The following is a 25,131-nucleotide window of genomic DNA, read 5'->3' as shown; positions in this document are numbered from 1 at the left end:
ACTTACTTGACGCCCGGCAAGTTAGCCGTCTACCTTCCTCAGTGTAATGCTAGCTTGCCGGGCGGCAAGTAAGTCAGGGGAGTAGGGGAAGATGAGTCAGAAGACGGGGAAGGCCGGAGAGGCCGCGGGACCCGGGGACCTGTCGGCCGGGACGCCGACGCCCGGCAAGCCGGAGCCGCAGCCGCGCAGCGTGAGGATCGTGCTCCTCGCGCTCATGATCGCGATGCTGCTGGCCATGCTGGACAACATGATCGTCGGTACGGCGATGCCGACGATCGTCGGGGAGCTGGGCGGCCTGGAGCACTTGTCGTGGGTGGTCACCGCGTACACCCTCGCCACCGCCGCCTCGACCCCGATCTGGGGCAAGCTCGGCGACCTGTACGGCCGCAAGGGCGTCTTCCTCACCTCCATCGTGATCTTCCTGATCGGTTCCGCGCTGAGCGGGATGGCCCAGGACATGAGCCAGCTGATCGGCTTCCGCGCGATACAGGGCCTCGGCGCGGGCGGTCTGATGGTCGGCGTGATGGCGATCATCGGTGACCTGATCCCGCCCCGTGAGCGGGGCAAGTACCAGGGCATGATGGCCGGCGTGATGGCCCTCGCCATGATCGGCGGACCGCTGGTCGGCGGCGCCATCACCGACCACCTCGGCTGGCGCTGGAGCTTCTACATCAACCTCCCGCTGGGCGCGGTGGCGCTGGCGATGGTCACGGCCGTCCTGCACCTGCCCAGGAAGGACCGGTCGAAGGTCAGGATCGACTTCCTCGGCGCCGGGCTGCTCACCGTCGGCATCACCTCGATCGTGCTGGTCACGACCTGGGGCGGGACGGAGTACGACTGGAGCTCCGCGATCATCATGGAGCTCATCGCGCTCGGTGTGGTCGCGCTCATCGGCTTCGTCGTCGTCCAGAAGAAGACGGTCGAGCCGCTGCTGCCGCTGCACATCTTCCGCAACCGCAACTTCACCCTGATGTCGGTGATCGGGTTCCTCACCGGCTTCGTGATGTTCGGCGCCACGCTCTTCCTGCCGCTGTACCAGCAGGCCGTGCAGGGCGCCTCGGCCACCAACTCCGGTCTGCTGCTCCTGCCGATGCTGCTCGCGATGATGGTCGTCTCGCTGATCGCGGGCCGCGTCACCACCAACAGCGGCAAGTACCGGATCTTCCCCATCATCGGCGGCGCCCTGATGACGGTCGGCCTGTTCCTGCTCGCGCAGATGGACACCGAGACCTCGCGGCTGACGTCCGGCGTCTACATGGCCGTGCTCGGCGCGGGCATGGGCTTCCTGATGCAGATCACGATGCTGGTCGCGCAGAACAGCGTCGAGCCCAAGGACATGGGCGTCGCGTCCTCCTCGACGACCCTCTTCCGCACGCTGGGCAGCTCGTTCGGTGTCGCCATCATGGGCGCGCTGTTCAACTCCCGCGTCCAGGACGAGATGGCGGCCCGGGGCGGCAGCACGGCCGGCGGCCTCCAGTCCGCGCAGCTCGACGCGGCCAGCCTGGCGAAGCTGCCGGAGGCGGTGCGCGAGGCGTACCAGCACGCGGTGTCCACCGGCATCCACGGCGCCTTCACCCTGGGCGCGGCGATCGCCGTGATCGGCTTCGTCGCGGCGTTCTTCGTCAAGGAGGTCCCGCTGCGCGGCGCGGGCCCGAAGCCGTCGGACGCCCCGGCCCCGACGGACGGCAGGATCCCGCAGTCGGCCTGACCCTCCGCTCCCTTGTTAGTACGCAACGCCCCCGGCGCACTCACCGCGCCGGGGGCGTTCGTATGTGCCGGGGAGAATGCGGGGATGGGTGACGAGGTGCGGAGTGGTGGCGGGGCGGGTGACTTTCTGGAGGCCGTGACGGAGGTGGCTCGGCTTCTGGGGTACGAGGAGGTCGCCGTCAGGCCGGGGGACCGGCAGGTCCGGCACCTCGCGCACGCGTTGCGCGGGCCGCTGCTCGGACGGGCGGCTCTGGGCGAGGAGTTGTTCGCCCCGTTGATGGCGGCGGCGGTGCACGACCCGGATCCCAGCTTCTGCCGCTGGTTCGTCGAGCCGGCCGTCTACGGATACGGACGCCGCCGGGTGATGGCCGCGCTGGTCGCGTACCTGCGGACCGGGACGGACGCCGAGCGGGCCGGTGCGGAACGGGCCTGGTACTGCGCCCATGTGCCCGTGCGCCCGGACCGGTCGCCGGCCTACGGGCCCGGCGGGGTACGGGATCCCGCCCTCGACGCGTCGCGGGACGTCCAGGACGACTGGCTGGAGGCCTCGATGCGGGTGTTCGCCGAGGTCGCCGATCCGGGTACGCGGCGACGTGTCGTGCGGTGGCTGCCCACCTCCCGCGAGGCCTATCCGCCGCGCCTGCGTGCGTTGCTGGACCGTACGCGCGCGTCCGCCCGGGACGATCCTGACCCCTACGTCCGTGGCTGGGGCGCTTCGGCCGACCGCGATGCCGGCTGAGTCCGCCCGCTCACTCCGGGTCGGGCAGGCGCAGGATCGGGAAGCTGCCCGTGGTGGTCGGGGCGTGTTCCGGGAGCCAGAGGACCGCCACCGCGCCGGACGCCGGCTCCGGGGCCTTTGCGGCGTCCGGTTCGGCGTTGCGGAAGGTCAGGCGGGCGCCCAGGACGCGGGCCTGGCCCGCCGCGATCGTCAGGCCCAGGCCGTGGCCGTGGCCCGCGCGGTCGCTCGCGCCCGTACGGAACCGGCTCGGGCCCTCGCGCAGGAGCGCCTCGGGGAAGCCGGGCCCGTGGTCCCGTACCCGTACGATCCGGCCCTCGACCGTCACCTCCACCGGCGTCCCGCCGTGCTTCGCCGCGTTGGCCAGCAGATTGCCCAGGATGCGTTCCAGGCGGCGGGGATCGGTGTTCACCCAGGAGGTGTGCGTCACGTGCACCTCGATGGCCGGGTCGAGCGCGGTCACCCGCCGCCGTACGAACTCGCCCAGCTCGATCTCCTGGAGCTCCGCCCGCTCCGACGCGCTGTCCAGCCGGGCCACTTCGAGCACGTCCTCGACCAGGGTGCGCAGGGCCTGCGCCCGGTCCCGTACCAGCTCGGTGGGGCGGCCCGGCGGCAGCAGTTCCGCCGCCGTGAGCAGGCCCGTCACCGGCGTGCGCAGCTCGTGGGCGATGTCCGCCGTCACCCGGCGCTCCGCCTCGATCCGTTCGTTCAGCGCGTCGGTCAGCGCGTCCACCGCCCGCGCCAGCTCGTCGGTCTCGTCCCGTACGACCCCGCCGACCGCGTCCCCCACCCGCACGTCCGTGTTGCCTTGCGCGACCCGCCCCGCCGCGGCCGCCGCCCGGCGCAGCCTGCGCGACAACTGGCCGCCGATCAGCACGCCCAGCGCGCACCCGCCGAAGACCACCGACGCCGAGCCGATGATCAGGGCCCGGTCCAGGTCCTTCATGATCGTCGTACTGCGGTCGGCGAACTTGTTGTGCAACGACAGCACCGTGCCGTTCCCGAGCGGTACCGCCGCCCAGACGTCCGGCACGCCCTCGCTGACGTCCTGCACGTACGTCGCGCGCCGGCCCTCCGCCATCTTCCGCCGCAGGTCGTGCGGCAGCGCCGGGTCGTTGACCTTCGTGCCGAACTTGGGCTCCTTGGTCGTGTCGTACATCCGCTGCGCGAACAGCAGCCGCTCCAACTGCACCTCGCGCGCGTTGTCGAGCATCGAGACCCGCGCCGCGTTGTGCACCACCAGGCTCAGCGCCACCGCGACCAGCGCGCCGACCGCCGCGATCGCGATGCTGATCTTCCAGCGGACCCCGGTCCGCAACGCCAGGCGCCTCATGCGCGGAGCCCTGTGCCGTACCCGCGGAGCCTCATGCCGTTCACACGGAGCCTCATGCCGTTCATGCGCGGAGCCTCATGCCTTGAGCTTGTAGCCGAAGCCGCGGACCGTGTCGATCCGGTCCTGCCCGATCTTGGTACGCAGCCGCTGGACGTGGACGTCCACCACCCGGGTGTCCCCGCCCCAGCCGTAGTCCCAGACCCGTTCCAGCAGCCGGTCGCGGGACAGGACCGTGCCGGGCGCGGTCGAGAACTCCAGCAGCAGCCGCATCTCGGTGGGCGTCAGCGCGACCGGCACCCCGCCCCTGCGCACCTCCATGCCCTCCGTGTCGATCTCCAGCTCGCCGAAGGTCAGCACCCCCCGCTCGTCCGGGCCCTGCCGCCCCGCCGGGTCCCCGGCCGCCCGGCCCGCGTGGCCGAAGCGGCGCAGGACGGCCCTGATCCGGGCCACCAGCACCGCCCCGTCGAACGGCTTGGTGACGTAGTCGTCCGCGCCGGCCTCCAGGCCGAGCACCACGTCGATCGCGTCGGCGCGCGCCGAGAGCATGATCACGGGCACGGTCGACTCGTCGCGGATACGGCGGCACAGGCTGACCCCGTCCAGGCCGGGGACCATCACGTCGAGCAGGGCGATGTCGGGGCGGTCGGCGCGGAACGCCTCAAGACCGGAGAGCCCGTCGGGCATCGCGGTCACCACGAAGCCGTCCCGCTCCAGCGCGAGCTGGGTGGCCTCGCGGATGACGTCGTCGTCCTCGACGAACAGCACATGGGTCTCGGCCATCGCGCGGCTCTCTCTGCTCTCGATCAATGAGGAGTGGGGGGGAGTGGGGACGGGGGACAGAGGACGGGACAGGGGCCGGGCCGCGGACTCAGTTCTGCCGCGGCACCGTCGGGTCCACGCCGTCGGGCGCCTGGACCGCGCCGTCGCCGACGGCGCTGCTGTAGTTGTTGCGCACGCGGTAGCGCTCGGTGAACCGGTTGCCGCTCCAGCTGTAGGTGACCACGTCCTCCCCGGAGGGGTACGCCACCGGATCACCCTTCGCGTACACCTGCTGGGTGAGGACCAGCTCGCCCCGGTCGATGGTGGCATAGACGGCCGGTTCCTCGACGGCGAAGACGCATCGGTACGTCCTGTCCGTCTCGCGGTACACAAACGTGCCGATGCCCACCGCGTCCCCGCAGGTCATCACGTTCACGACGACGTCCGGTACGGATCCGCCGGTCAGGTTCCCGTACGAGGTGTCCACCGGGTAGGCGCCCTCGGGGCACGGTTTCAGGGCGGCCTTGATCCGCGCGCTGACCTTGGGGTCGCGGCGCAGCAGCCACGCCGGGTCCACCGTCCTCACCGGCGGGGCCGCCGAGGTCGCCGGTGTCGGCACCCCCCGCTCCAGGGGCGCGGTGACGGCCGCGCCCTCGTCCCGCGTGCCCGTACCGCCGGTCGAACACCCGGCGGCCAGCAGGCACAGCACGGCCACGCCGGCCAGGGCCGCCGTACCCGCCGCGCACGGTCCGGCCGTACGGGCCGTACGGGCCGCACGCACCGTGAGCCGTCCCCTACCCGCCGCGCTCTGTCCCGCCGTCACCGGCCGGGCCGGGCCCCTCAGGCCACGCACCGCTCCCGCCCCCGATCCTGGCGGCCGATGAGGCCGCCGCCGTGCTCCGCCCGTTCCAGCATGCGCCCGTACCCCTCGTCGGCGGACCGGCTCGCCAGCTCCTCGCGCAGCCGGGCCAGCGCCCGGTGCAGCGTGCTCTTGACCGTACCGGCCGACATCCCGAGCGCCGCCGCCGTCTCCTCCGTGCTCATCTGCTCCCAGTGTCGCAGCACCACCACGCTGCGCTGCTTGGGAGCCAGGACGGAGAGGATGTCCATCAGCAGGGCCCGGTCGGCACGCTGCTCGGTGCCGTCCTCGACGCACGCGTCGGGCAGTTGCTCCGTGGGCACCTCTTCGAGGCGGCGCGCGCGCCACCACTCCGTACGGGTGTTGATCATGACGCGGCGCAGGTACGCGTCGGCGAGGGACTTGTCCGCGATGCCGTCCCACCGGCCGAACGTCCGGGCCAGCGCGGTCTGGAGCAGGTCCTGCGCGTCCACCGGGTCGGGCACGAGCCGCCGGGCGCTGCGCAGCAGGGCGTCCTGCCGGGTCCGTACGTACTCCTCGAACCCCAGCACCTCTCCGAGCACCTCGCCCTGCGTCATGACAACCGCCTCCGACCCCGTGACCGTCCTTGTGTTCCCCTTGCGCCACCGAAATTACGGAGCGGTTGTCACGGGGTTGTGCGGGGCAGCCGTCGGCAAACGCACGGCTGCCCATCGGTTGTGTAACGGAGATCCGCACGGCGGCGGAGGGGCACGGGGAGGAGGGGTACGGGTGGGAGGGGTACGGGTTGGAGGGGTACGGGGTGGAGGGGTACGGGGTGGAGGGGTGCGGCGGAAAGCGGAACGGGCCCGTGGAGTTCCGCACCCCACGGGCCCGCGCCGGTCCGGAGTCCCGCCCGTCAGCTCAGCGGCAGCCGGTACACGCCGTTCTCCATCGGCTCCACCAGGCCGTCGGCCACCAGGCCGTCCAGCGCCCGGGCCCGCTGCACCGGCTCGTCCCACACCGCGTCGAGCGCCTCCTGCGGTACGGGCGTGAGCGCCTCGCGCAGGACGGCGAGCAGCTTGCCGCGCACCTGGCGGTCGGTGCCCGCGTACGTCTGGCCGCGCCGGGCCGGGCCGTCGTGCGCCGGCTTGCCCGCCAGCCGCCACGCGCACCGGTCGGCGATCGGGCAGCGCACGCACTCCTCGCCCTTGGCCGTGCAGACCAGCGCGCCCAACTCCATGGAGGCGGCGGCCCAGCGGGCGGCGGTCGGCTCGTCCGGGGGGAGGAGGGAGCGGGCCAGCTTGCGTTCGGCGGCGGTGGTCGCGTTCGGCGGGAACTGCACACCGGTCACCGCCCGCGCGAAGACCCGGCGCACGTTCGTGTCCAGGACGGCGTGGCGCTGTCCGTACGCGAACGACGCGACGGCCGCCGCCGTGTACTCGCCGATCCCGGGCAGCGAGATCAACTGGGCGTGCTCGCTGGGCACATCCCCGCCGTACCGCTCCGTTATCGCCTGCGCCGCCCCGTGCAGGCGCAGCGCCCGGCGCGGGTAGCCGAGCCGCCCCCACGCCCGGACCGCCTCGCCGGGCGGCTCCTTCGCCAGGTCGGCGGGGCGCGGCCAGCGCGCGAGCCACGCCTCGTAGACCGGGAGGACGCGGCTCACCGGGGTCTGCTGGAGCATGAACTCGCTGACCATCACCCCCCAGGCACCGGCTTCCGGGCGGCGCCAGGGCAGGTCGCGGGCGTGGGTGTCGAACCACTCGATGACAGGGGCGTGGAGGGCGGCGGCGGACGCCGGGGCCGGGGCCGGCGGCGTCGCGGAGGTCTCGGGAGTCGGAGAGGTAGCAGTCATGGCACCTCCGATCCTGGCATGTCCCGGCGCGCGGACGGCGCATCGGACGCGTGTGCGGCGGGGTGCCTTCCGCGGGTGACCGATCACGGTCCGGCGGCCGTCGGGAGCGTCGCAAGCTGATGATCCGTAAAACTTGGGAAGACGGACGGCATGGGGGCGGGAGTTGGCGGAGATCTCTCGTACAGTTTGCGACGTGGGATCTTTGCGTAATCCGGTCGGTCCGCTCCCCTCCACCATCTACTGGCGACGGAGGGCAGTAGCGGCGACGCTGACCGCGCTGCTGGCTCTGTTGGTCGTGTGGGTCGTCACCTCGGGCGACGGCGGCGGAAAGAAGAGCGACGACCGGTCCGACGGGGCCAACCCGGCCACGTCGATCACCCCGGGGCCCTCCGGGTCCGGGCCCGCCATCAGTGAACAGCCGGGCGGGCGCGACGAGTCGGGCGGTACGGGCGGCAGCGGCGGCGACGGCGGTACGGACGGCGGCGCGGGCGACAGCGGCAAGAACGGCGACCCCGCGGGCAGCGGCGGTGCCGGAGCGGGCGCGGGCGGCGCGGGTACGGGTGGCGCCGGTTCCGGCGGTGCCGGTACCGGTGGCACGACCGGAGCCGCGAACGGCGGTACGGGCGGCGGCGGGACGAGCGGCGGCGGTACGGGAACGGCGGGCACCGGTGGCGCCGGGAGCGCCAGTTCGGGGCGGCAGGTGCCGGCGAACTCCTCCCTCCCCACCTGCGTGAGGGGCTCGCTGATCCTGCGCCTCGACGTCAGCAAGAACGCCTACGAGCCCGGCGAGAAGCCCGCGTTCCGGCTCATCGCCACCAACACCTCCACCACCGCCTGCAAGGCGGACTTCGGGCCGAAGGCCATGGTGCTGACGGTCACCGACGCCGAGGACGACCAGCTGTGGTCCTCCAAGGACTGCCCCAGGACGGGCCGGGCGCTGTTCGAGGTCCCGGCGGGCGCGACGATCACCCGCACCGTGCAGTGGGACCGCGCGAAGAGCGCCCCGAAGTGCGCGAAGGCGCCGGCGGGGGCGGTGGCGCCGGGGACGTACCTGGTGGAGATCACCACGACGGGCGCGTCGGTGCAGCAGGGGCAGAAGTCGATCCGGCTGGAGAAGGACTGACCGACCCCGGGGGCGGTACGGCCCGGCCTTCCGCCGGGTGCCCTCCAACGCCGGACGGGCGCCGGACGGGCCGAGTTACACGTACCGCTCCAGGATCGACGACTCCGCCAGCCGGGACAGGCCCTCGCGGACGCTGCGGGCCCGCGCCTCGCCGACGCCGTCCACCGTCTGGAGGTCGTCCACGCTCGCCGCGAGCAGCTTCTGGAGTCCGCCGAAGTGCTCCACGAGCCGCTCGATGATCGTGCCCGGCAGCCGCGGCACCTTCGCCAGCAGCCGGTAACCCCGCGGCGAGACCGCCGAGTCGAGCGTCTCGGGCGAACCGCTGTACCCCAACGCCCGCGCCACCACGGCCAGTTCCAGCAGCTCCGCGTGGCTCGGCGAGCCCAGCTCCGCGAGCGCCTCGTCGACCGTACGGGACCGCTTCGCCGTCGGCTCGGGCACGTAGTCCCGCACCACCAGCTCGCGTTCCGGCTCGACGCCCGCGATCAACTCGTCCAGCTGGAGCGAGAGGAGACGCCCGTCGGTGCCCAGCTCGACCACGTACTCCGCGATCTCGGTGGCGATCCTGCGCACCATCTCCAGGCGCTGCGCGACCGCCGTCACGTCCCGGACCGTGACCAGGTCCTCGATCTCCAGCGCGGAGAGCGTGCCCGCCACCTCGTCCAGGCGCAGCTTGTAGCGCTCCAGGGTGGCCAGTGCCTGGTTCGCCCGCGACAGGATCGCCGCCGACTCCTCCAGGACCCGGCGCTCCCCGTCCACGTACAGCGCGATCAGCCGCATCGACTGGGACACCGAGACCACCGGGAACCCGCACTGCTTGGAGACGCGGTCGGCGGTCCGGTGCCGGGTGCCCGTCTCCTCGGTGGGGATGGAGGACTCCGGGACCAGCTGCACGCCGGCCCGCAGGATCTTGGTGATGTCCTTGTCGAGGATGAGCGCGCCGTCGAGCTTGCACAGCTCGCGCAGGCGGGTCGCGGTGAACTCCACGTCCAGCACGAAGCCGCCCGTGCACATCGACTCGACGGTCTTGTCCATGCCGAGGACGATCAGACCGCCGGTGTTGCCGCGCAGGATCCGCTCCAGGCCGTCACGCAGCGGCATCCCGGGCGCCACGGCGCTCAGGGAGGCGCGCATGAGCGCCTCGTTGCCGGAGCCCGCGCCGGACTTTCCGGGTGCTGATGCCCGGTCGTTGGCTGCCACTGCACTCCTCCGGCTCGTACGGATGGGCGAGACCAGGGCAAAGTCTACCGGCGAGCGTTGTTGTCCCGTGGGGCGTCCGCACGACCTCGGCGCGGCAGCACCCTCAGAGCATCCCCCATGTCGGCGACTTCTGTGACCTTCATACCGGGGGGAATCCGTCCGGGGTCGGTCGGTACGAGGGCTTCGGTGAAGCCCAGGCGGTGCGCCTCGGCCAGCCGGCGCTGGACCCCGGTGACCCTTCTGACCTCGCCCGCGAGGCCCACCTCGCCGATCGCGACCAGGTTCTTCGGCAGCGGGGTGTCACTGGCGGCGGACGCCAGGGCGAGCGCGACGGCCAGGTCGGCGGCGGGCTCGGTGAGCTTCACCCCGCCGACGGTGGCGCAGTAGATGTCCCGCTTGCCGAGGGCGGTGATCCGGCCGCGCTGCTCCAGCACGGCCAGCATCATCGACACCCGGGACGTCTCCAGCCCCGACGTGGTGCGGCGGGGGGAGGGGATCTGCGAGTCGACCGTGAGGGCCTGCACCTCGGCGACCAGCGGGCGCCGGCCTTCGAGGGTGACCGTCAGGCAGGTGCCGGGGACGGGCTCGGCGCGGCGGGTCAGGAAGAGCCCCGACGGGTCGGCGAGGCCGGTGATCCCTTCGTCGTGCAGCTCGAAGCAGCCGACCTCGTCGGTCGTGCCGTACCGGTTCTTGATCCCGCGCACCAGGCGCAGCCGCGCGTGCCGGTCGCCCTCGAAGGACAGCACCACGTCCACGAGGTGCTCCAGCAGCCGGGGCCCGGCGATCGCGCCGTCCTTGGTGACGTGGCCCACCAGCATCGTGGACATGCCGCGGTCCTTGGAGGCGCGGATCAGCGCGCCCGCGACCTCGCGGACCTGCGCCATCCCGCCCGGCGCCCCGTCGATCTCCGGCGAGGCGACCGTCTGCACGGAGTCCAGGATGAGCAGGGACGGCTTGACCGCGTCGAGATGGCCGAGGACCGCCGAGAGGTCGGTCTCGGCGGCGAGGTAGAGGTGGTCGTCGATGGCCTTGATGCGGTCCGCGCGCAGCCGCACCTGGCTCGCGGACTCCTCGCCCGTCACGTAGAGCGTGCGGTGGTCCGCGTCGGCCGCCTTCGCCGCCACGTCCAGCAGCAGCGTGGACTTGCCGACGCCGGGCTCGCCCGCGATCAGCACCACGGCCCCGGGCACGAGCCCGCCGCCGAGGACCCGGTCGAACTCGTCCACCCCGGTCGAGCGCGCCGTCGCCGTACGCCCGTCGACCTGGCCGATGGGGAGGGCTGCGGTCGACACCCGGCCGGCCGCGGTGGTCCGTACCGCCGGGGCGCCGTACTCCTCGACCGTCCCCCACGCCTGGCATTCGGGGCAGCGCCCCAGCCATTTGACGGTCGTCCAGCCGCACTCGGTACAGCGGTAGGACGGCCTGTCCTTGGTGGATTTCGTACGGGCGGTTGCCATGGCGCCACCGTATAGGGCCCCACTGACAATCCGTCCGGCACGGGGGCGGGCCCCGGTCCGGTCCGGCGACTTCTGCCGGACGAGCGCCGGATGAGCGCCGATATGCCGTCCCGACCGGCCAGGCTGTGAGGGTGAACAGGACCCTGGTGTACGAGCGGTGGGCCGCGGAGGCCGTCCGTCCGGGCCGTCTGACGGTGGCCGTCTCCGCCGTGCATCCGGTGCGGGGGCCGGTGCGCTGTCCGGCCGCGCCGCTCGTCGCGGCCGAGCTGGAGCGGCTGGGGCATCCCACGGGCTTGGGGGCGCTGCTCCTCGGGCCGCCGGTCGTGCGTCCGCCGCGGCGGGGCGGGGCGGCGGGGAGCGGGTCCGCTGTCGTGTTCGCCGCGACGTACGTGGACGTCGACGGCACGGTGGCCGGGGTGGCGGTGGCGGGCGGCCCGGACCTGGGCGCGGACGTCCTGGAGGCCGCCGAGCGGTCCGTACGGGAGTGGGCGGCCCTCTTCCGTACCCGCCGGGTGCTGGTCGCCGAGACGGCCGGCACGTGTGCCGGTACGGAGGGGGCGGCGGCGTCCTGCGCGGCGGCGGCGCGCGCCCGGGAGACGGTGGCGGAGTTCCTGCGGCGGGGCGACACGGTGGTGCGGATCGGTTCGGGGGGCCCGGGTGGAGGCGGGGGCGGGGGCGGGGGCGGTGCGGCGGAGCTCGGCGCGGGAGACGGAGCGGGAGACGGCGCGGGTGAGGGCGCCGGGCCCGGCGCGGAGCCTGGCGCGGGTGAAGGCGTGGGGCCCGGTGCGGGTGGCGGCGCGGGTGAAGGCGGGGGAGACGGCGCGGGTGACGGCCCGGGAGACGGTGCGGGGGACGGGCCTGGGCGGCTTGTCGCGTTCGACGCCGGGCGGCCGGTGGAACGGCAGCTGGCCCGGCTGCGGGCGGTCGCCGACCCCGACCGCGTCTCCTTCGCGGTACGGCCCTGCACCCCGGTCGACGACGTCGTGCCGGTGGTCGCGGCGCTGCGCGAGGCCTTCCCCAGGTTGCGCGGACAGCATCCCGACCAGTGGTGCTACCGGTCCGCCGACCGCCGGGACGCCGTCCGGGCCCTCGCCGCGGCCAGTGACGTCGTCCTGCTGCTCGGCCGGCCGGACCCGGACCTCCTGGCGGGCCCGCCGGGCCCGGCGGCCGTCCGTCCGGTGGCGGCGGTACGGGACGTCCGCCGCGCGTGGCTCGCGGGCAGCGCGACCGTCGGCGTGGCCGCAGGACCGGAGACCCCCGCCGGTCTGCTGGCCGGGGTCACCGAGGCGCTGTCGGGCCTCGGGCCCTACAGCGTGGTGCGCCAGGAGTCCCGCCGCCGGGTCGTGGTCCGCCCCGGTGGGACCGGGCACCTGCCCCACCAGGCCGGGCGGTCAGCGGCGTTGCAGTGACGCCGCCCGGTGGATGAGGGCCAGCGCGGTGGGCTGGCGCCGGTGGACCCGGGTCAGCGACCTCATCGTGGCGAGCGCCGTGTCGGCGCGGGCGGACGACACCGCCGGGTAGCCGTCGAGGAAGGCGTGCCAGGTCGCGCACGCGGCCTCCAGGTGGCCGCGGGCGAAGTGCAGTTCGGCCAGGGCCGCGCAGGTGATGACGCGCGAGCGCGGCTCGCTGTCGGGGCGCCGGTCCAGGGAGGCCTGGAGCGCGGAGACGGCCCGGGACCCGTCGCCGAGGTGGGCCGCGACCGTCGCGTGCTGATGGGCGAGGGACGCGCCGTGATAGGCGCCGACGGCCGGTTCGTTCCGGTCGGCGCTCTCCAACTCCCTTGCCGCCTGGTCCAGTCGGCGGGTCGAGGCGGGGCCCGAGCCGGTCGCCGCCTCGGCCACGGCCAGTTGCCCGAGTATCCCCGCGCGGACCTGCGGAGGGGTACGGGCCGTCACGCGGCGGTGCGCCTCCTCGGCGAGGTCGAGGGCGCGGCGGTGGTGCTTGAGCGCGTGCGCCTGGATGCTCAGCGCGCGCAGGGCGAGGGCCTGGGCCGTGGGATCCCCGGCGGCCTCGGCCAGCTCCAGGCTGGTGCGGTAGTACCGCTGGGCCGGTCCGTGCAGCTCGTCGTCGAAGTGCATGAAGGCGCACAGGTAGCTCAACGTGGCGCCCGAGAGCAGGAGTTGGCGCCGCAGGGGGGAGGGTCCTGGAGCGCGGAGCAGCGGCGCCACGCTCTGGCTCAGGTACGCGGCCAGCGCGACCCTGGCGAAGCCTCCGCCGTGCGTCCGGTCGGCCGTCGAGAAGACGTCGATCATGGCGGCGACGGCCGCGGTGGCGGCCGGGGTGAGGCGCTGCGGGACGGCCTGCGGCAACGGGTGCGGGGCGGGCGGGGAGGGGCGCGGATCGTGTTCGTACACGAGCGCGGCCGCCGCTCGGTAACGCTGGGCGACCCGCCGGCCCAGGTCGACCAACTGCCGGGCGGGGGTGGGCGATTCGGCCGCCGAACCGCCCCCGGCGGCCGCCGGGGGCAGCACGTCGGCCACCGTGACGCGCCGGCCGAGGCGGCGGGAGAACGCCTCGGCGAGCAGTTCCGGGGCCGGGGGTCTGGGGCGGATCCCGGCCGCCCACTGGGACACCGAGGCGCGCTGGTAGCGGAGGGTCAGGCCGGACTCGGCGCCGAGGCGATTGACGGCCCGCGCCAATTCCTCACCGGTCCAGCCCGTCTCGGCCAGGAGATCCCGGAACATCCCGTTCGGCGGACGCCGTGCCATCAGGGGAAACCTTTCGGACTCATTCGCCGACGTATTGCGCCGAACGCCGGCCGTATTGCGGAATGCGCCCGGAGCGTGTGTCCCTCGTTCCCCGTGATCCTCACATTCGACAGGGAACCGCCTCCCGTCCGATATTCACAACCGTGTTTTCGGACATCCGCCCACCGGTGTCCGATTCGCGCTTCCCGACCCCTGTGGTCTGCGGCGGGACCGAGTGTCGATCTGCCCCACACGCCTCTTGAACCGCCTGTGGATCACATGTGAGGCCCGGGCGGAGCCGCGACTTCCGCTGCCTTTTGACAGCCGCGAACATTTAACAGGTCACGCTCCAGGAAATGTCTTGAGGGTCGGGTGCCTGGTCCACTCTGGAAAAGATCGCCGGTCGGCCGGCCCGTTCACCGGCGCGCCGACCGCATGTTTCCCTTTCCTTTCGACAGGAGGCACAGGGCAATGCCCGCCTCATCCCGCGATACCGTTCCGCGTGCCACGCTCCACCTCTTTCCCGGACAGGGCGACTTCGCTCTCACCCCCTTGGTGAAAGGACTGCGGGCCCATCGGCCGCTGCGCGACGCGGTCACCGGGGTGTTCGAGGACATCGACCGGGTCGCCGTCGAGCACGGACTCGCCCCGCTGGGCCCGCGCCTGGTCTCCGACGCCCCGCCCAGCGGGCGCGAACTGGCCGAAGGGCCCCCGGGGACCGCCCAGTTGGCGCTGTTCGGGGCCTCTCTGTCCGTGCACCGGGCGCTGTGCGCGGCCGGACAGGCGCCCGAACGGCTGCTCGCCGTGAGCTTCGGCGAGATCCCCGCGCTGGTCGCGGCCTGCTGCTTCACGGTCGCCGACGGCGCCCGGATCGCCCTGAGACTGGGGCAGTTGCTGCACCACTGCCCCGGCGGGCTGACCCTGCTCGGGGCCGGCGAGGAAGCGGCCCACGCGCTCCTGCGCACGGCCGGGGTGGCCCTCGGCCCCGCCCGGGCGCGGGTGGTCGTCGGCTGTGTCAACGACTCCCGCGAGACCGTGCTCGCGGGCCCGCTGCCCGCCCTGGAACGGGTGGAGCGGCTCGCCCGCGCCCGCGCGCTCCCGGCCACCCGGCTGCGCCTGCCGTTCCTCTCCCACCACCCGTCGCTGGGCCGCACCGCGACCGCCTTCGCCGCCTTCGTCCGGACCCTGCCGGCCCGGCCGCCCCGGCTGCCCGTCCACTCGGCCGTCGCCCAGGGTGTCCACGGCCCCGGTACGGACCTGCCGGCCGCGCTCGCGCACTGCCTGACCCGGCCCGCCCGGCTGCCCGGCACCCTGCGGCGCGCGGCCCCCGGCCCCGTACTGCTGCTGGAGGCCGGGACGGGCGGCGCGCTGACCCGTAACGCCCGGCACATCCTGCCCGGCGCGCTCGCCCGGGCGCCCCTCGTCGACCCCGATTTCCGCTGGTCGGCGCCCCCCGTACCCGTATCCCACCCCGGAGCCGTCGGATGAACCCGCCCGTCACCGCGCCCACCCCGGCCCACGCCACCACCCCCGAAGCCTCCGACGCCTCCGGAGCCGCCGAGGCCCCCGAGGCCCGCGAGATCCCCGAGGCGGCCCTCGCCGAACTCACCCGCCTCACCGGCACCGCCTGCCCGCCCGACCTGCGCGAGCGGATCGTGACCGCGCTCGCCGGCGGCCCCGCCCCGCTCCCCGCCGAGGCCGGCCTCTCCGACGACCACGCCGTCCACCTGAGGCTGCGCCGCCTCGCCGAGTCCCTGCCCGGCCTCCAGGAGGTCTTCTCCGACACCGAGTTGCTCGCCGAGGTCGGCGCGTGTGTCGGCGCCGCCGACCCCAGCCTCTACATGGCGGCGCTCTCGCACTACATCCTGTGCGCCGGCTCCGTCCTCACCCTCTCCGGCGGCGACCGGCCCGCCCCCGCCCTCGCTCGGCTCGAAGGGGCCCGCGCCCGGGGCGTGTTCATGGTCACCGAGATCGGTGACGCCAGCAGCCACCTCGCGATCCGCACCACCGCGACCTTCGACCCGGAGCGCCGCGAGTTCGTCCTGCACACCCCCGACGCCCGGGCCGCCAAGTTCTCCGCCGTCGCCGTGCTCGGCCTCCCGCAGACGGCGGTCGTCTGCGCGCGGGTCCTCACCGGGGGCCGGGACGCGGGAGTCTTCTCCTTCGCCGTCGAACTGAGCGACGACGACGGCGTTCTGGTGCCCGGCGTGCACATCTCCGCCCCGCTCTCCGCGCACGCGCTGCCCCTCGCGTACGCCGTCGTCCGCTTCGACCAGGTCCGAGTCCCGTACGCCGACTGGCTGCGGGACAGCGCCGATCTCGACGCGGACGGGATCCCCCACGACCCGCTCGGCACCCCCGACGCGAGGCTCCGGCGGACGCTGTCCGTCGGCCAGGCGCTCTGGGCGACCCTGCCCACCGCGATGGCCGCGATGGCGCGCGGCGCCGCCGTCACCACCCTGCGCCACTCCGCCCACCGCCGCTCCCACGGCAGGCTCGCGCCCGGCGCGCCGGTGCTCACGTACCGCACCCAGCAGCACGCCGTGCTCGGCGCCGTCGCCGAGGCCTTCGCGCTGAGCTGTACGGCGGCCACGGCCCGCGACACCTGGCGCGCGGCCCACCGGCCCCCGGAAGGGACGGGGGCGCTCCCGGCCCGGGCCCGCGCCGGCGCGAGGATGACGTTCGCGCCCTGGTCCGCCGTCGACCGGCCGCTGGCCGCCTACAAGGCCTTCACCGTGCGGGAGACCGCCCGGCTCGCCGCCTCCTGCCAGCACCGCAGCGGCCTCGCCGGGTTCCTGGACGTCAACCGGCTCCAGTCCTGGCAGGGATTCGCCCACGCCTTCGACAGCGCGGGCGGCGACAGCACGCTCATCATGCTCGACACCGGCCGCGCCCTCGCCACCGACGACGCACCGGCCGACCCCGAACCCGGACCCGGCACCCCGCACCACGCCCTCTCCCCGGCCGACCCCGCCTGGTGGCCGGCCGTCACCCGCGCCCTGCAACGCCGGCTCACCGCCGACCTGCGCGGCGCGCTGCGGGCCCGTACCGAACAGGGCCTGGAGGGGCTGGAGTTGTGGAACCCGCTGCTGGGGCGGGCGCAACGGCTGGGCGAGGTGTACGCGCACCGCCTCGCGGCCGAGAACCTCACCGCCGTCGTGGACGCCGCCGAGGAGCCCGAGGTGAAACAGGCGCTGCCCCCGCTGGCCGCGCTGTACGGACTCCTCCAGGCCGAGCGCCTGTCCGGCGTCCTCCAGTCGGCGGGAGTCCTGGACGCCTCCACCGTCACCGCGCTCCCCGCGCTCACGGACGACCGGTGCGACGAGCTGACCCCCCACCTCCCGCTGTTGGCGCGGGCCATGGCCCTGCCCGACCGACTGGCCCCCGCGCCGCTGGGCGCCGACGCCTACGCGGCGGCGCTCGTCGAGGAGACGGCCGTCCGTACGAACGGCACCCCGGACCCCGCCACCGACCGAGGCAGGACCACATGAGCGCCCGTACGGAACCCGCCATCGGCATCCTCGGCATGGGCGCCCACCTCCCCGCCCGGCGGCGGGACAACGAGGAGGTCGCCCGCTCCACCGGGGTCACCCCGCAGTGGATCGCCGAACGCACCGGCGTCCGCGTCCGCCACGTCGCCGCCCCCGACGAGGCGGCCTCCGACCTCGCGGCGGCGGCCGTCCGCGCCGCCGCCGACGCGGCCGGCATCCGGACCGACGAGATCGGCGTCCTCGTCTCCGCCACCTCCACCCCCGACGAGCTGGGCCCCTCCACCGCCTGCCGGGTCCAGGCCCTCACCGGCGCGCACCACGCCGTCGCCCTCGACGTCAGCGCCGCCTGCTCCGGCTGGCTCTTCGCCGCCAAGGTCGCCCACGACTGGCTGCGCGGCGACCCCCGCGTCCGGTACGCGGCGGTCGTCGGCGTCGAGGCGTACTCCAAGTTCCTCGACCTCACCGACCGCGGTACGGCGGTGCTCTTCGCCGACGGCGCCGCCGCGGCCATCCTGGGGCCGGTCCGACAGGGGCGCGGATTCCGCGAGTTCCGCCTCGGATCCGACGGGCGCGGCGCCCACCACGTCCTCATCCCGGCCGGCGGCAGCCGCCGGCCCGCCACCGCCGCGACGCTCGACAGCGGCGCCCACTTCATCCACATGGACGGCCGGGCCGTCCGCGACTTCATCGTGGACGTCTTCCCCCGCCTGGTCGAGGAGACGCTCAAGCGGAACGACCTCGTGCTGGACGACATCGACGCGTTTGTCGTCCACCAGCCCAACCCCGTCCTCCTGCGCCGCCTCGGCGCCGAGATGGGCATCCCGCCCGGCCGCCTGGTCGTCGTCGGGGACCAGGTCGGCAACATCGGCGCCGCCTCGGCCCCGTACGCCCTGGCGACCGCCGCCGCGCGCGGACTCGTGCCGGACGGCGGCCGGGTCCTCATCACCGTCTTCGGCGCGGGCCTCACCTGGGGCAGCGCCCTCCTGGACTGGACCGGCGCCCCCGGCGCCGGGATCCCCACCGCACCGCTTCCCACGGACCGGCGAAGGAGCCACCAGTGACCACCAGCCCGACCAGCACCGGAAGCCATGGCACCGGAAGCCATGGCACCGGAACCCCAGGCACCGGAACCCCCGGCGCCGCGACCGCCGGCCCCGCGACCCCCGGCCCTGGGACCACCGACCCGGCCGCGCGCCCCTCCCGCGTCGGCACCACCGTCCTGTCCACCTTCCGCGTCGACGGCGCCCGCGCGCTGGTCACCGGCGCCTCCCGGGGCATCGGCCGCGCCGTCGCCCGGGCCCTCGCCGAGGCGGGCGCCGACGTCGCCCTCTCCGCCCGTACCGGCGACGCGCTCAAGGAGACCGCCTCGCTCGTCCAGGACCAGGGGCGCACGGCCGTGCTGGTGCCCGGCGACCTCGCCGACACCGCCCGGGCCGCGCACGTCGTGGACCAGGCGGCCCACGCGCTCGGCGGCCTCGACATCGTCGTCCACAACGCGGGCGTGCTGCCCATGGAGGAGGACGGGTCCCCGGTCGTCCTGCCCCTCCAGGAATCCTTCCAGCGGGACTGGGACAGCGTCCTGCACGTCAACCTCGGCGCCACCGCCGCCGTGTGCCGGGCCGCGCACCCGCACCTCGCCGCCTCCCCCCGGGCCAGCCTCGTACTGATGTCGTCCGTCGCGGGCGTGGTCGGCGCGCCCCGCATGGAGGCGTACGCCGCCTCGAAGGCGGCGCAGATCTCGCTCGTACGGAGTCTCGCCACGGGCTGGGCGCGCCAGGGGATCCGGGTCAACGCGCTGTGCCCCGGCTGGACCCGCACGGACATGACGGCGTTCGCGTACGGCAGCGGGCCGCTCTCCGACTGGCTGATGGGGCATGTGCCGCTGGGGCGTTGGGCCGAGGTGACGGACGTGGCGGCGGCCACGCTCTACCTGGCCTCGCCGGCGTCCGCGTACCTGACCGGCCACGCGCTGGTGCTGGACGGCGGGATGTCCGTACCGGACGGCGGCCTGGCGGGCACCCCCAAGCCGCCGTCCCCGTTCGTGGCGCCCGCCCCGGCCCCCGTACCGGCGCCCTCACCGCACGCCGGGCCGCTGGCGGCCGCGGATGCCGCCCGATGAACACCCGCACCCCCGGCCGGGCCGCCACCGCCACCGCCGTCGTCTGCGGCATCGGCTCCTGCCTGCCCCCGCGCTCCCTCACCAACGAAGAGATCGTGGCCCGCGGCGAGTTGGCGACCACCGACGCGTGGATCCGGTCCCGTACCGGCATCGCCCGCCGCCGCCACGCCGCCCCCGACGTCAGCACCGGCGACCTCGCCCTCGCCGCCGGGGAGGCCGCCATGCGGTCCGCCCCCGGCGTCCGGCCCGACCTGGTGCTGATCGCCACCACCACCCCCGACCGGCCCTGCCCCGCGACCGCGCCCGACGTCGCCCACCGGCTCGGCCTCGGGACCGTGCCGGCCTTCGACCTCGCGGCCGTCTGCTCCGGATTCCTGTACGCCCTGACCACGGCCAACGCCCTGATCACGCAAGGGACATGCCGTAACCCCCTGGTCATCGGCGCCGAGAAGTACTCCGCCATCGTCGACCCCCGGGACCGCGACACCGCCCCGATCTTCGGCGACGGCGCGGGCGCGTTCCTGCTGCGCCCGGGGGACCGCGACGAACCCGGCGCCCTCGTCGCCGCCGACCTCGGCGCGGACGGCGCGGGCAGCGACCTGATCGCCGTCGCCGGGGGCGGCTCCCGGCTGCCCGACACGGCCGGACTCGACCGGGACGAGCGGTACTTCCGGATGCGGGGACGCCAGGTGTACGCGCGGGCCGTCACCCACATGACGCGCTCCGCGCACAGCGCCCTCGACCGGGCCGGATGGCCCGCCCCGAGCATCGAGGCGTTCATCGGCCACCAGGCCAACCAACGCATCCTCGACTCCGTGGCCGAACGGCTCGGCGTCCCCGCCCACCACCGCTTCGGCAACATCGCGGACGTCGGCAACACCGCCGCCGCCTCCATCCCGCTGGCCCTCGCCGACACGGCGGCCCGGCGGCTCGTCAGGCCCGGCGCCCGGGCGCTGCTCACCGCCTTCGGCGGCGGGCTGACCTGGGGGGCGATCGCGCTCACCTGGCCCGCCGTCCTGCCGCACACCGCCGCGCCGGCACCCCGCCCCCCTTCCCACACCCTCACCGACGTCCCCCCGGACGCCCTCACAGATGCCCTCACGAACCGGAGTCCTCAGCCATGGAAGCTGTCAGCCAGTACCTCGTGACCCTGCTCGCCGACAAGTTCGACGTCGACCCCGACGCCGTCAAGCCCGGATCCACCCTCGCCGAACTGGAGCTGGACTCCCTGGCGGTGGTCGAGCTGTTCGTCACCGTCCGGGAGCAGTGGGGCGTCGAGCTCGACGACAGCGACTCGGCCGCCGACCTGACGGTCGAGGACGTGGCGCGCCTGGTCGCGGACCAACTGCCCGACGACAGCGGGCCCGTCGAGGCCACCGACCCCGGAACCCCGCGATGACCGGTCACGCGGCCACCCGCCGTACGGAACCCCTCGCCGTCACCGGCATCGGCCTCGTCACCCCCGCCGGCCTCGGCACCCGCGCGACCTGGGACCGGGTCTGCGCCGGCGTCCCCACCGCCGCCGCCGACCCCGAACTGGCGGGCCTGCCCGTCCCGTTCTCCTGCCGCGTCCCGGGCTTCGACCCCCGGGTCCACGTCGGCGTGCGGCAGGCGTGGCGCCTCGACCGCGCCACGCAGTTCGCGATCACGGCGGCCAGGGAGGCGGTCGCCGACGCCGGGCTCGACCCCCTGTCCTGGGACGGCCGCCGGGTCGCGGTGGTCATGGGGTCGGCGGCCGGCGGAGTCACGACGTACGAGAGCCAGCACTCCCGGCTGCTCAGGACCGGGCCGCGTTCGGTCTCGCCGCTGACCCTCCCGGCGTTCCTGCCGAACATGGCCGCCGGGCAGACCGCGATCGCCCTCGACGCGCGGGGCCCGGCCCTGCACACCTCCACGGCCTGCGCGTCGGGGGCCACCGCCCTGATCGTCGCCGCGATGCTGCTGCGGGAGGGGGCCTGCGACATCGCGGTCGCGGGCGGCACCGACGCCATGGTCACCCCGCTGTGCGTGACGGCGTTCTCCCAGATGGGCGCGCTGTCCGGACGCGCCGCCGAACCGGCCGCCGCGTCGCGGCCGTTCGACGCCGACCGGGACGGATTCGTCATCGCGGAGGGCGCCGGGGTCCTGGTGCTGGAGCGTGCGGGGCAGGCCGCCGCCCGGCGTGCGCCGGTGCACGCCCTGTTCGTGGGGCACGGTTCCACCACCGACGCCCATGACCCGGTCGCCCCCCATCCCGAGGGCCGGGGACTGCGCGAGGCGTTCCTGAGAGCCCTCGCCACGGCGGGAGCCGGGCCCGCCGACGTGGACCACATCAACGCCCACGGCACCAGCACCCCGCTCAACGACGCCCGGGAAGCGGGGGTGTTGCGCCGTCTCTTCGGCGCGCGCCCGCCGACGGTCACCTCCACGAAAGGGGTCATCGGGCACCCCATGGGCGCGGCGGGATCGATCGAGGCCGCGCTCACCGCGTTGACGGTCTCCCACCAACTGGCGCCCCCCACCGCCAACTTCAGGCGCCCGGACAGCGGGACGGGCGGCCTGGACCTGGTCACCGGCGGGGTGCACAAGCATCCGGTACGGCTCGCGCTCAGCGCGTCGGCCGGATTCGGCGGCCACAACACCGTGCTCGCCTTCCGGCCGCCGGAATCAAGCATTCCTGTCCCCTTTTGAGGGATACCTTCACTCGTTAGGATTAAATGGGCTCAAGGAGTGAGATGGGCGCGGGCCGCTCTGTCTAACGTCACCGGGTGACCAGCAGCAGTCCGGAAACCTCCCCGCACACCACCGGCGCACATCGCGCGCCCCGTCGCGCGCCCCGCTCCCCGGAGCGGCGGCCCCCCGTACGGTACGAGCCCTATCTGGACGGCCTGTTCACCTACTGCCTCTCCGTGCTCTGCGACCACGACGCGGCGACCGAGGTGCTCGGTGACGTCCTCGCCCTCTCCGAGCGGCAGTTCGGGCGCTCGCCGTCCGACGCGGGGGAGCGCAAGGCGTGGCTGTACGCGCTCGCCCGCTGGGCGTGCCTGCGCAAGCTCACCGCGCAGCGCCGCAAGCGCCAGGGGGCGCATTCGCCCCACCGCGAGCCGGAGCCCACGCGGGGCGCGCCGGGTAACGCGGGTGCGCCGGTCCGGGGGAGTGGCGCGGGCGCCTCCGCCGCGTACTCCGCCCCCGCCGCGTACTCCGCCGCCGACCCGGTCCCGGCCGCCGCCGCCGAGGAGCGCCGGCGGCACGAACTGGCCCAGCTGGCCTGGCCCGAGGCCGCCGGCACCACCCCCGAGCAGCGCGAGATCCTGGAGCTGGCCGTACGGCACCAGCTCGGCCCGCACGAGGTGGCCGCCGTCCTGTCGATGGAGCTGACGGCGGCCCGCGAGCTGCTCGCCTCCGCCGCGTGCGAGGTGGAACGCACCCGCGCCGCCCTCGCGGTCGTCGAGACCGGGAGCTGCCCCTCGGTCGCCCGCCTCACCGGTGACCACCAGGTCCTGCTCTCCGCCACGCTCCGCCGCGAACTGGTCCGGCACGTGGACGACTGCCCCCTGTGCCGCCGGGTCGCCGAGCGCGCCGAGGCGTCTGCCCCGTGGCCCGGTTCCCGTACGACACCCTCGGCCCGTACGCGTACCTCACCGGCGGTCCTGCCCCTCGTCGAGGCGCCGAGGGCCGCCGCGTACACCGCGATGATCCGCGCCCCGCGCGGCCGCGCGAGCGCCCCGCGCTTCGGGCGCAACGGCTTCCCGATGGACCCCAAGGACCGCGCGGCCCGCCGCGACCGGCTGCGCGCCCGCGCCGTGACCACCACCGTCGTGGCGACGGTCGTGGCCGCGCCGGTGCTCGCCCTGTGGGCGGCGTACCGGGGCGGCCCGCAGGCGGGGGAGGGGCAGGACGGCCCGTCGATCAGCGCCAGGGACGGCGAGGGGCGGCCGGACGACGAGGGCGGCGCGTACGAGCGGTACGAGAACGCGGGCAACGCCCAGGTGCGGGCGGAGGAGGGCTTCGGCCCGGCCGGGCCCGGCGGGGCGGGCGGCCGGGGTGGACCCGGGGGCCGTACGCCGGACGTCTCGGTCGAGGTGATCAGCGACGGCCCGCCCCCGCCCCCGGCCCGCCCGGGACAGCCGGCTCCCGGCCGGCTCGCGGTCGAGGCCCGGTCGTACGGCGGCGCGACCACCCTGACGCTGCGGGCGTACGGGGGCACGCCGGTGACGTGGTCGGCGGGGACGAGTGCGCGGTGGCTGCGGCTGAGCAGCAGCTCGGGGACGTTGGCTCCGGGCGATTCGATCACGCTCCGGGTGCTGATCGTCGAGCGGTACGAGCCCGCCGGGGCGTGGTCGGCGCGTGTCCTGCTGCACCCGTCCGGGGCGGTCGTGAAACTCGACGGCTACGGCCGCACGCCCCCGCGCCCGACCCACCCGTCCCCGACCCACCCGACGGACCCACCCCCGTCAACGCCGCCGCCGACGACCCCGCCCCCGTCCTCCGACCCCCCGACACCCCCACCGTCCCCGGACCCCCCGACGGACCCACCCCCGTCGAACCCCCCACCGACCTCCGAGAACCCCACACCCCCAGACCCGTCCCCCACCCCGACCTGAGCACCCGAGTCGCGGCTGTCCTCAATCGCCGGACGGGCTTGGGTGTGCCCGCTGCGGCCCGGATCTGACCTGCGGCTCGTCGCCGGGGGTCGGGCAGGGGCCGCGTCCTGCACTGCCCGCCCCCCTTCCAGGCGCACGTCCAGACAAATCAAGCCCGTCCGGCGTTTGAGGACATCTTTGACCCGCACCCGGCACCGGGGGCGAGCCACATCAAGCCCGTCCGGCGATTGAGGACACAGTGAGCCGCGCCCGAGCACCGGGCAGGCGCCGTCAGACGCGAGGCCCGCCGGCAGGCGAAGGGTCCGCCGGGTGCGGCGCGACCAGCGGCAACTCGCTCGCAAGCCGGCGCTCGCACAACGCCACCAGCTCCGCGTACCCCTCCGCCCCCATCATCTCCGTCAACTCAGGCCCGTACGTACGGAAAACCGGCTCCCCCGCCCCGTGCGCGGACGTCGCAGACGTACACCACCAGTGCAGGTCATGCCCCCCCGACCCCCACCCCCGCCGGTCGTACTCCCCGATCGACACCTGGAGCACCTTCGTGTCGTCGGGCCGCTCGATCCAGTCGTACGTACGCCGCACCGGCAGCTGCCAGCACACGTCCGGCTTGGTCTCCAGCGGCTCCCGCCCCTCGGACAGCGCCAGGATGTGCAGCGAGCACCCCGCGCCACCCGCGAAACCGGGCCGGTTCTGGAAGATGCACGACCCGTTCCAGCGGCGCGTCTGACGCTCGCCGTCCTCGTCGGTCTGCGTCCAGCCACCCCCCGCCGTGCCCTCCTCGTGGAACTGCCACTGCTCCGGCGTCAGCCGCGCCACATGCTTCGCGACCCGCTTCTCGTCGTCCTTGTCGGAGAAGTGCGCGCCCAGCGTGCAGCACCCGTCGTCGGCGCGGCCCGCCTGGATCCCCTGGCAGCCGCTGCCGAAGACGCACGACCACCGTGAGGTGAGCCACGTCAGATCGCACCGGAAGACCTGGTCCTCGTCCGCCGGGTCGGGGAACTCCACCCACGCCCGGGCGAAGTCGATGCCCTTCTCGTCGTCGTCGGGAACGCCCCGACGGACACCCCCGTCGGCGCCCCGCTCGCCCGCCGGGTCCGTGTGCGCCTCCAGTTGCTGGTACTTCGTGTCGGGGTGCGTCTCGGAGGCCGTCCGCGCGTTCTCAGCGGAAACGGTGTCCCGGACCTTGACCGTGGCTTTGCCCGGCTTCGCCTTTTTCGTCTTTGGCACGGGTCCAGCGTATGCCGCGGCGGCAGTAGCGTTCGGT

At 74.6% G+C, this 25,131-nt stretch carries 21 protein-coding genes; 12 read left to right on the top strand and 9 right to left on the bottom strand.

The features are described 5' to 3' along the window. Positions 1 to 91 precede the first annotated feature (91 nt). Positions 92 to 1,708: an MDR family MFS transporter gene (locus HA039_RS14600; RefSeq protein ID WP_167029187.1), complete on the top strand. Its 1,617-nt coding sequence runs from the start codon at positions 92 to 94 to the stop codon at positions 1,706 to 1,708. Between the two features lie 84 nt (positions 1,709 to 1,792). Further along, the gene (locus HA039_RS14595) at positions 1,793 to 2,446 is read left to right on the top strand and encodes a hypothetical protein (RefSeq protein WP_243869433.1); all 654 of its coding nucleotides are present in this window, start codon (positions 1,793 to 1,795) and stop codon (positions 2,444 to 2,446) included. Positions 2,447 to 2,456: 10 nt separating this feature from the next. On the opposite strand, the gene cseC is transcribed toward HA039_RS14595, so the two are convergent. The 5 genes from cseC to HA039_RS14570 all read right to left on the bottom strand — a co-directional run bounded on the left by cseC (position 2,457) and on the right by HA039_RS14570 (position 7,207). Then, on the bottom strand, positions 2,457 to 3,776 hold the full coding sequence (gene cseC, locus HA039_RS14590; RefSeq protein WP_167029184.1) for a two-component system sensor histidine kinase CseC: 1,320 nt from the start codon (positions 3,774 to 3,776) through the stop codon (positions 2,457 to 2,459). A gap of 75 nt (positions 3,777 to 3,851) precedes the next feature. Beyond that, positions 3,852 to 4,556 (bottom strand): two-component system response regulator CseB, encoded by a 705-nt coding sequence (gene cseB / locus HA039_RS14585; RefSeq protein ID WP_167029181.1) that lies wholly within the window; start codon positions 4,554 to 4,556, stop codon positions 3,852 to 3,854. Positions 4,557 to 4,644: 88 nt separating this feature from the next. Further along, positions 4,645 to 5,388 carry a hypothetical protein gene (locus HA039_RS14580; protein ID WP_425086340.1) on the bottom strand — a complete coding sequence of 248 codons (744 nt, stop codon included), beginning with the start codon at positions 5,386 to 5,388 and terminating at the stop codon, positions 4,645 to 4,647. Then, a complete protein-coding gene (locus HA039_RS14575) occupies positions 5,376 to 5,972 on the bottom strand; it encodes a SigE family RNA polymerase sigma factor (RefSeq protein WP_167029175.1) in 597 nt (198 codons plus the stop codon). The genes HA039_RS14580 and HA039_RS14575 overlap by 13 nt, the downstream gene beginning before the upstream one ends. 299 nt (positions 5,973 to 6,271) lie before the next feature. Further along, positions 6,272 to 7,207 carry an HhH-GPD family protein gene (locus tag HA039_RS14570; protein ID WP_167029172.1) on the bottom strand — a complete coding sequence of 312 codons (936 nt, stop codon included), beginning with the start codon at positions 7,205 to 7,207 and terminating at the stop codon, positions 6,272 to 6,274. A 193-nt stretch (positions 7,208 to 7,400) separates the two neighbouring features. Between HA039_RS14570 and HA039_RS14565 the strand changes: the two genes are divergently transcribed. Beyond that, entirely contained in the window at positions 7,401 to 8,330 is a 930-nt protein-coding gene (locus HA039_RS14565) for a hypothetical protein (protein WP_167029169.1), read from the top strand. 75 nt (positions 8,331 to 8,405) lie between these two features. Here HA039_RS14565 and disA read toward each other — a convergent pair whose 3' ends face one another. Both disA and radA read right to left on the bottom strand, forming a co-directional pair. Further along, positions 8,406 to 9,530 carry a DNA integrity scanning diadenylate cyclase DisA gene (gene disA / locus HA039_RS14560; protein WP_161307535.1) on the bottom strand — a complete coding sequence of 375 codons (1,125 nt, stop codon included), beginning with the start codon at positions 9,528 to 9,530 and terminating at the stop codon, positions 8,406 to 8,408. Positions 9,531 to 9,574: 44 nt separating this feature from the next. Continuing rightward, positions 9,575 to 10,987, bottom strand: a complete 1,413-nt coding sequence (gene radA / locus HA039_RS14555) for a DNA repair protein RadA (protein WP_167029166.1) — start codon at positions 10,985 to 10,987, stop codon at positions 9,575 to 9,577. A gap of 131 nt (positions 10,988 to 11,118) precedes the next feature. Here radA and HA039_RS14550 point away from each other — a divergent pair, with 131 nt between their 5' ends. Then, complete coding sequence (locus HA039_RS14550; protein WP_167029163.1) at positions 11,119 to 12,396, top strand: hypothetical protein; 1,278 nt, start codon at positions 11,119 to 11,121, stop codon at positions 12,394 to 12,396. Here the strand turns inward: HA039_RS14550 and HA039_RS14545 are convergent. Next, entirely contained in the window at positions 12,379 to 13,695 is a 1,317-nt protein-coding gene (locus HA039_RS14545) for an NsdA family TPR-like regulatory protein (RefSeq protein ID WP_167029160.1), read from the bottom strand. The genes HA039_RS14550 and HA039_RS14545 overlap by 18 nt on opposite strands. A 450-nt stretch (positions 13,696 to 14,145) precedes the next feature. On the opposite strand from HA039_RS14545, the gene HA039_RS14540 reads away from it, so the two are divergent. The 8 genes from HA039_RS14540 to HA039_RS14505 all read left to right on the top strand — a co-directional run bounded on the left by HA039_RS14540 (position 14,146) and on the right by HA039_RS14505 (position 23,867). Further along, positions 14,146 to 15,162 carry an acyltransferase domain-containing protein gene (locus HA039_RS14540; RefSeq protein ID WP_167029157.1) on the top strand — a complete coding sequence of 339 codons (1,017 nt, stop codon included), beginning with the start codon at positions 14,146 to 14,148 and terminating at the stop codon, positions 15,160 to 15,162. Next, positions 15,159 to 17,165 carry an acyl-CoA dehydrogenase family protein gene (locus tag HA039_RS14535; protein WP_167029154.1) on the top strand — a complete coding sequence of 669 codons (2,007 nt, stop codon included), beginning with the start codon at positions 15,159 to 15,161 and terminating at the stop codon, positions 17,163 to 17,165. Before HA039_RS14540 ends, HA039_RS14535 begins: the two co-directional genes overlap by 4 nt. Further along, positions 17,162 to 18,226 carry a 3-oxoacyl-ACP synthase III family protein gene (locus HA039_RS14530; protein ID WP_167029151.1) on the top strand — a complete coding sequence of 355 codons (1,065 nt, stop codon included), beginning with the start codon at positions 17,162 to 17,164 and terminating at the stop codon, positions 18,224 to 18,226. Before HA039_RS14535 ends, HA039_RS14530 begins: the two co-directional genes overlap by 4 nt. A gap of 158 nt (positions 18,227 to 18,384) precedes the next feature. Next, entirely contained in the window at positions 18,385 to 19,284 is a 900-nt protein-coding gene (locus HA039_RS14525; protein WP_167036786.1) for an SDR family NAD(P)-dependent oxidoreductase, read from the top strand. Next, on the top strand, positions 19,281 to 20,432 hold the full coding sequence (locus HA039_RS14520) for a beta-ketoacyl-ACP synthase III (RefSeq protein ID WP_167029148.1): 1,152 nt from the start codon (positions 19,281 to 19,283) through the stop codon (positions 20,430 to 20,432). The genes HA039_RS14525 and HA039_RS14520 overlap by 4 nt, the downstream gene beginning before the upstream one ends. Further along, positions 20,405 to 20,683 carry an acyl carrier protein gene (locus HA039_RS14515; RefSeq protein ID WP_167029145.1) on the top strand — a complete coding sequence of 93 codons (279 nt, stop codon included), beginning with the start codon at positions 20,405 to 20,407 and terminating at the stop codon, positions 20,681 to 20,683. The genes HA039_RS14520 and HA039_RS14515 overlap by 28 nt, the downstream gene beginning before the upstream one ends. After that, positions 20,680 to 21,954 carry a beta-ketoacyl-[acyl-carrier-protein] synthase family protein gene (locus tag HA039_RS14510; RefSeq protein ID WP_167029142.1) on the top strand — a complete coding sequence of 425 codons (1,275 nt, stop codon included), beginning with the start codon at positions 20,680 to 20,682 and terminating at the stop codon, positions 21,952 to 21,954. Before HA039_RS14515 ends, HA039_RS14510 begins: the two co-directional genes overlap by 4 nt. A gap of 77 nt (positions 21,955 to 22,031) precedes the next feature. Further along, positions 22,032 to 23,867 (top strand): hypothetical protein, encoded by a 1,836-nt coding sequence (locus HA039_RS14505; protein WP_167029140.1) that lies wholly within the window; start codon positions 22,032 to 22,034, stop codon positions 23,865 to 23,867. Positions 23,868 to 24,137: 270 nt separating this feature from the next. Here HA039_RS14505 and HA039_RS14500 read toward each other — a convergent pair whose 3' ends face one another. Next, positions 24,138 to 25,094: a DUF3109 family protein gene (locus HA039_RS14500; protein WP_167029138.1), complete on the bottom strand. Its 957-nt coding sequence runs from the start codon at positions 25,092 to 25,094 to the stop codon at positions 24,138 to 24,140. Between the last annotated feature and the right edge of the window lie 37 nt (positions 25,095 to 25,131).

This window comes from Streptomyces liangshanensis, from assembly GCF_011694815.1.
Taxonomy (GTDB): domain Bacteria; phylum Actinomycetota; class Actinomycetes; order Streptomycetales; family Streptomycetaceae; genus Streptomyces; species Streptomyces liangshanensis.
Note: the sequence above shows the minus strand (reverse complement) of the source record. Positions and strands in the feature narration are given on the sequence as shown.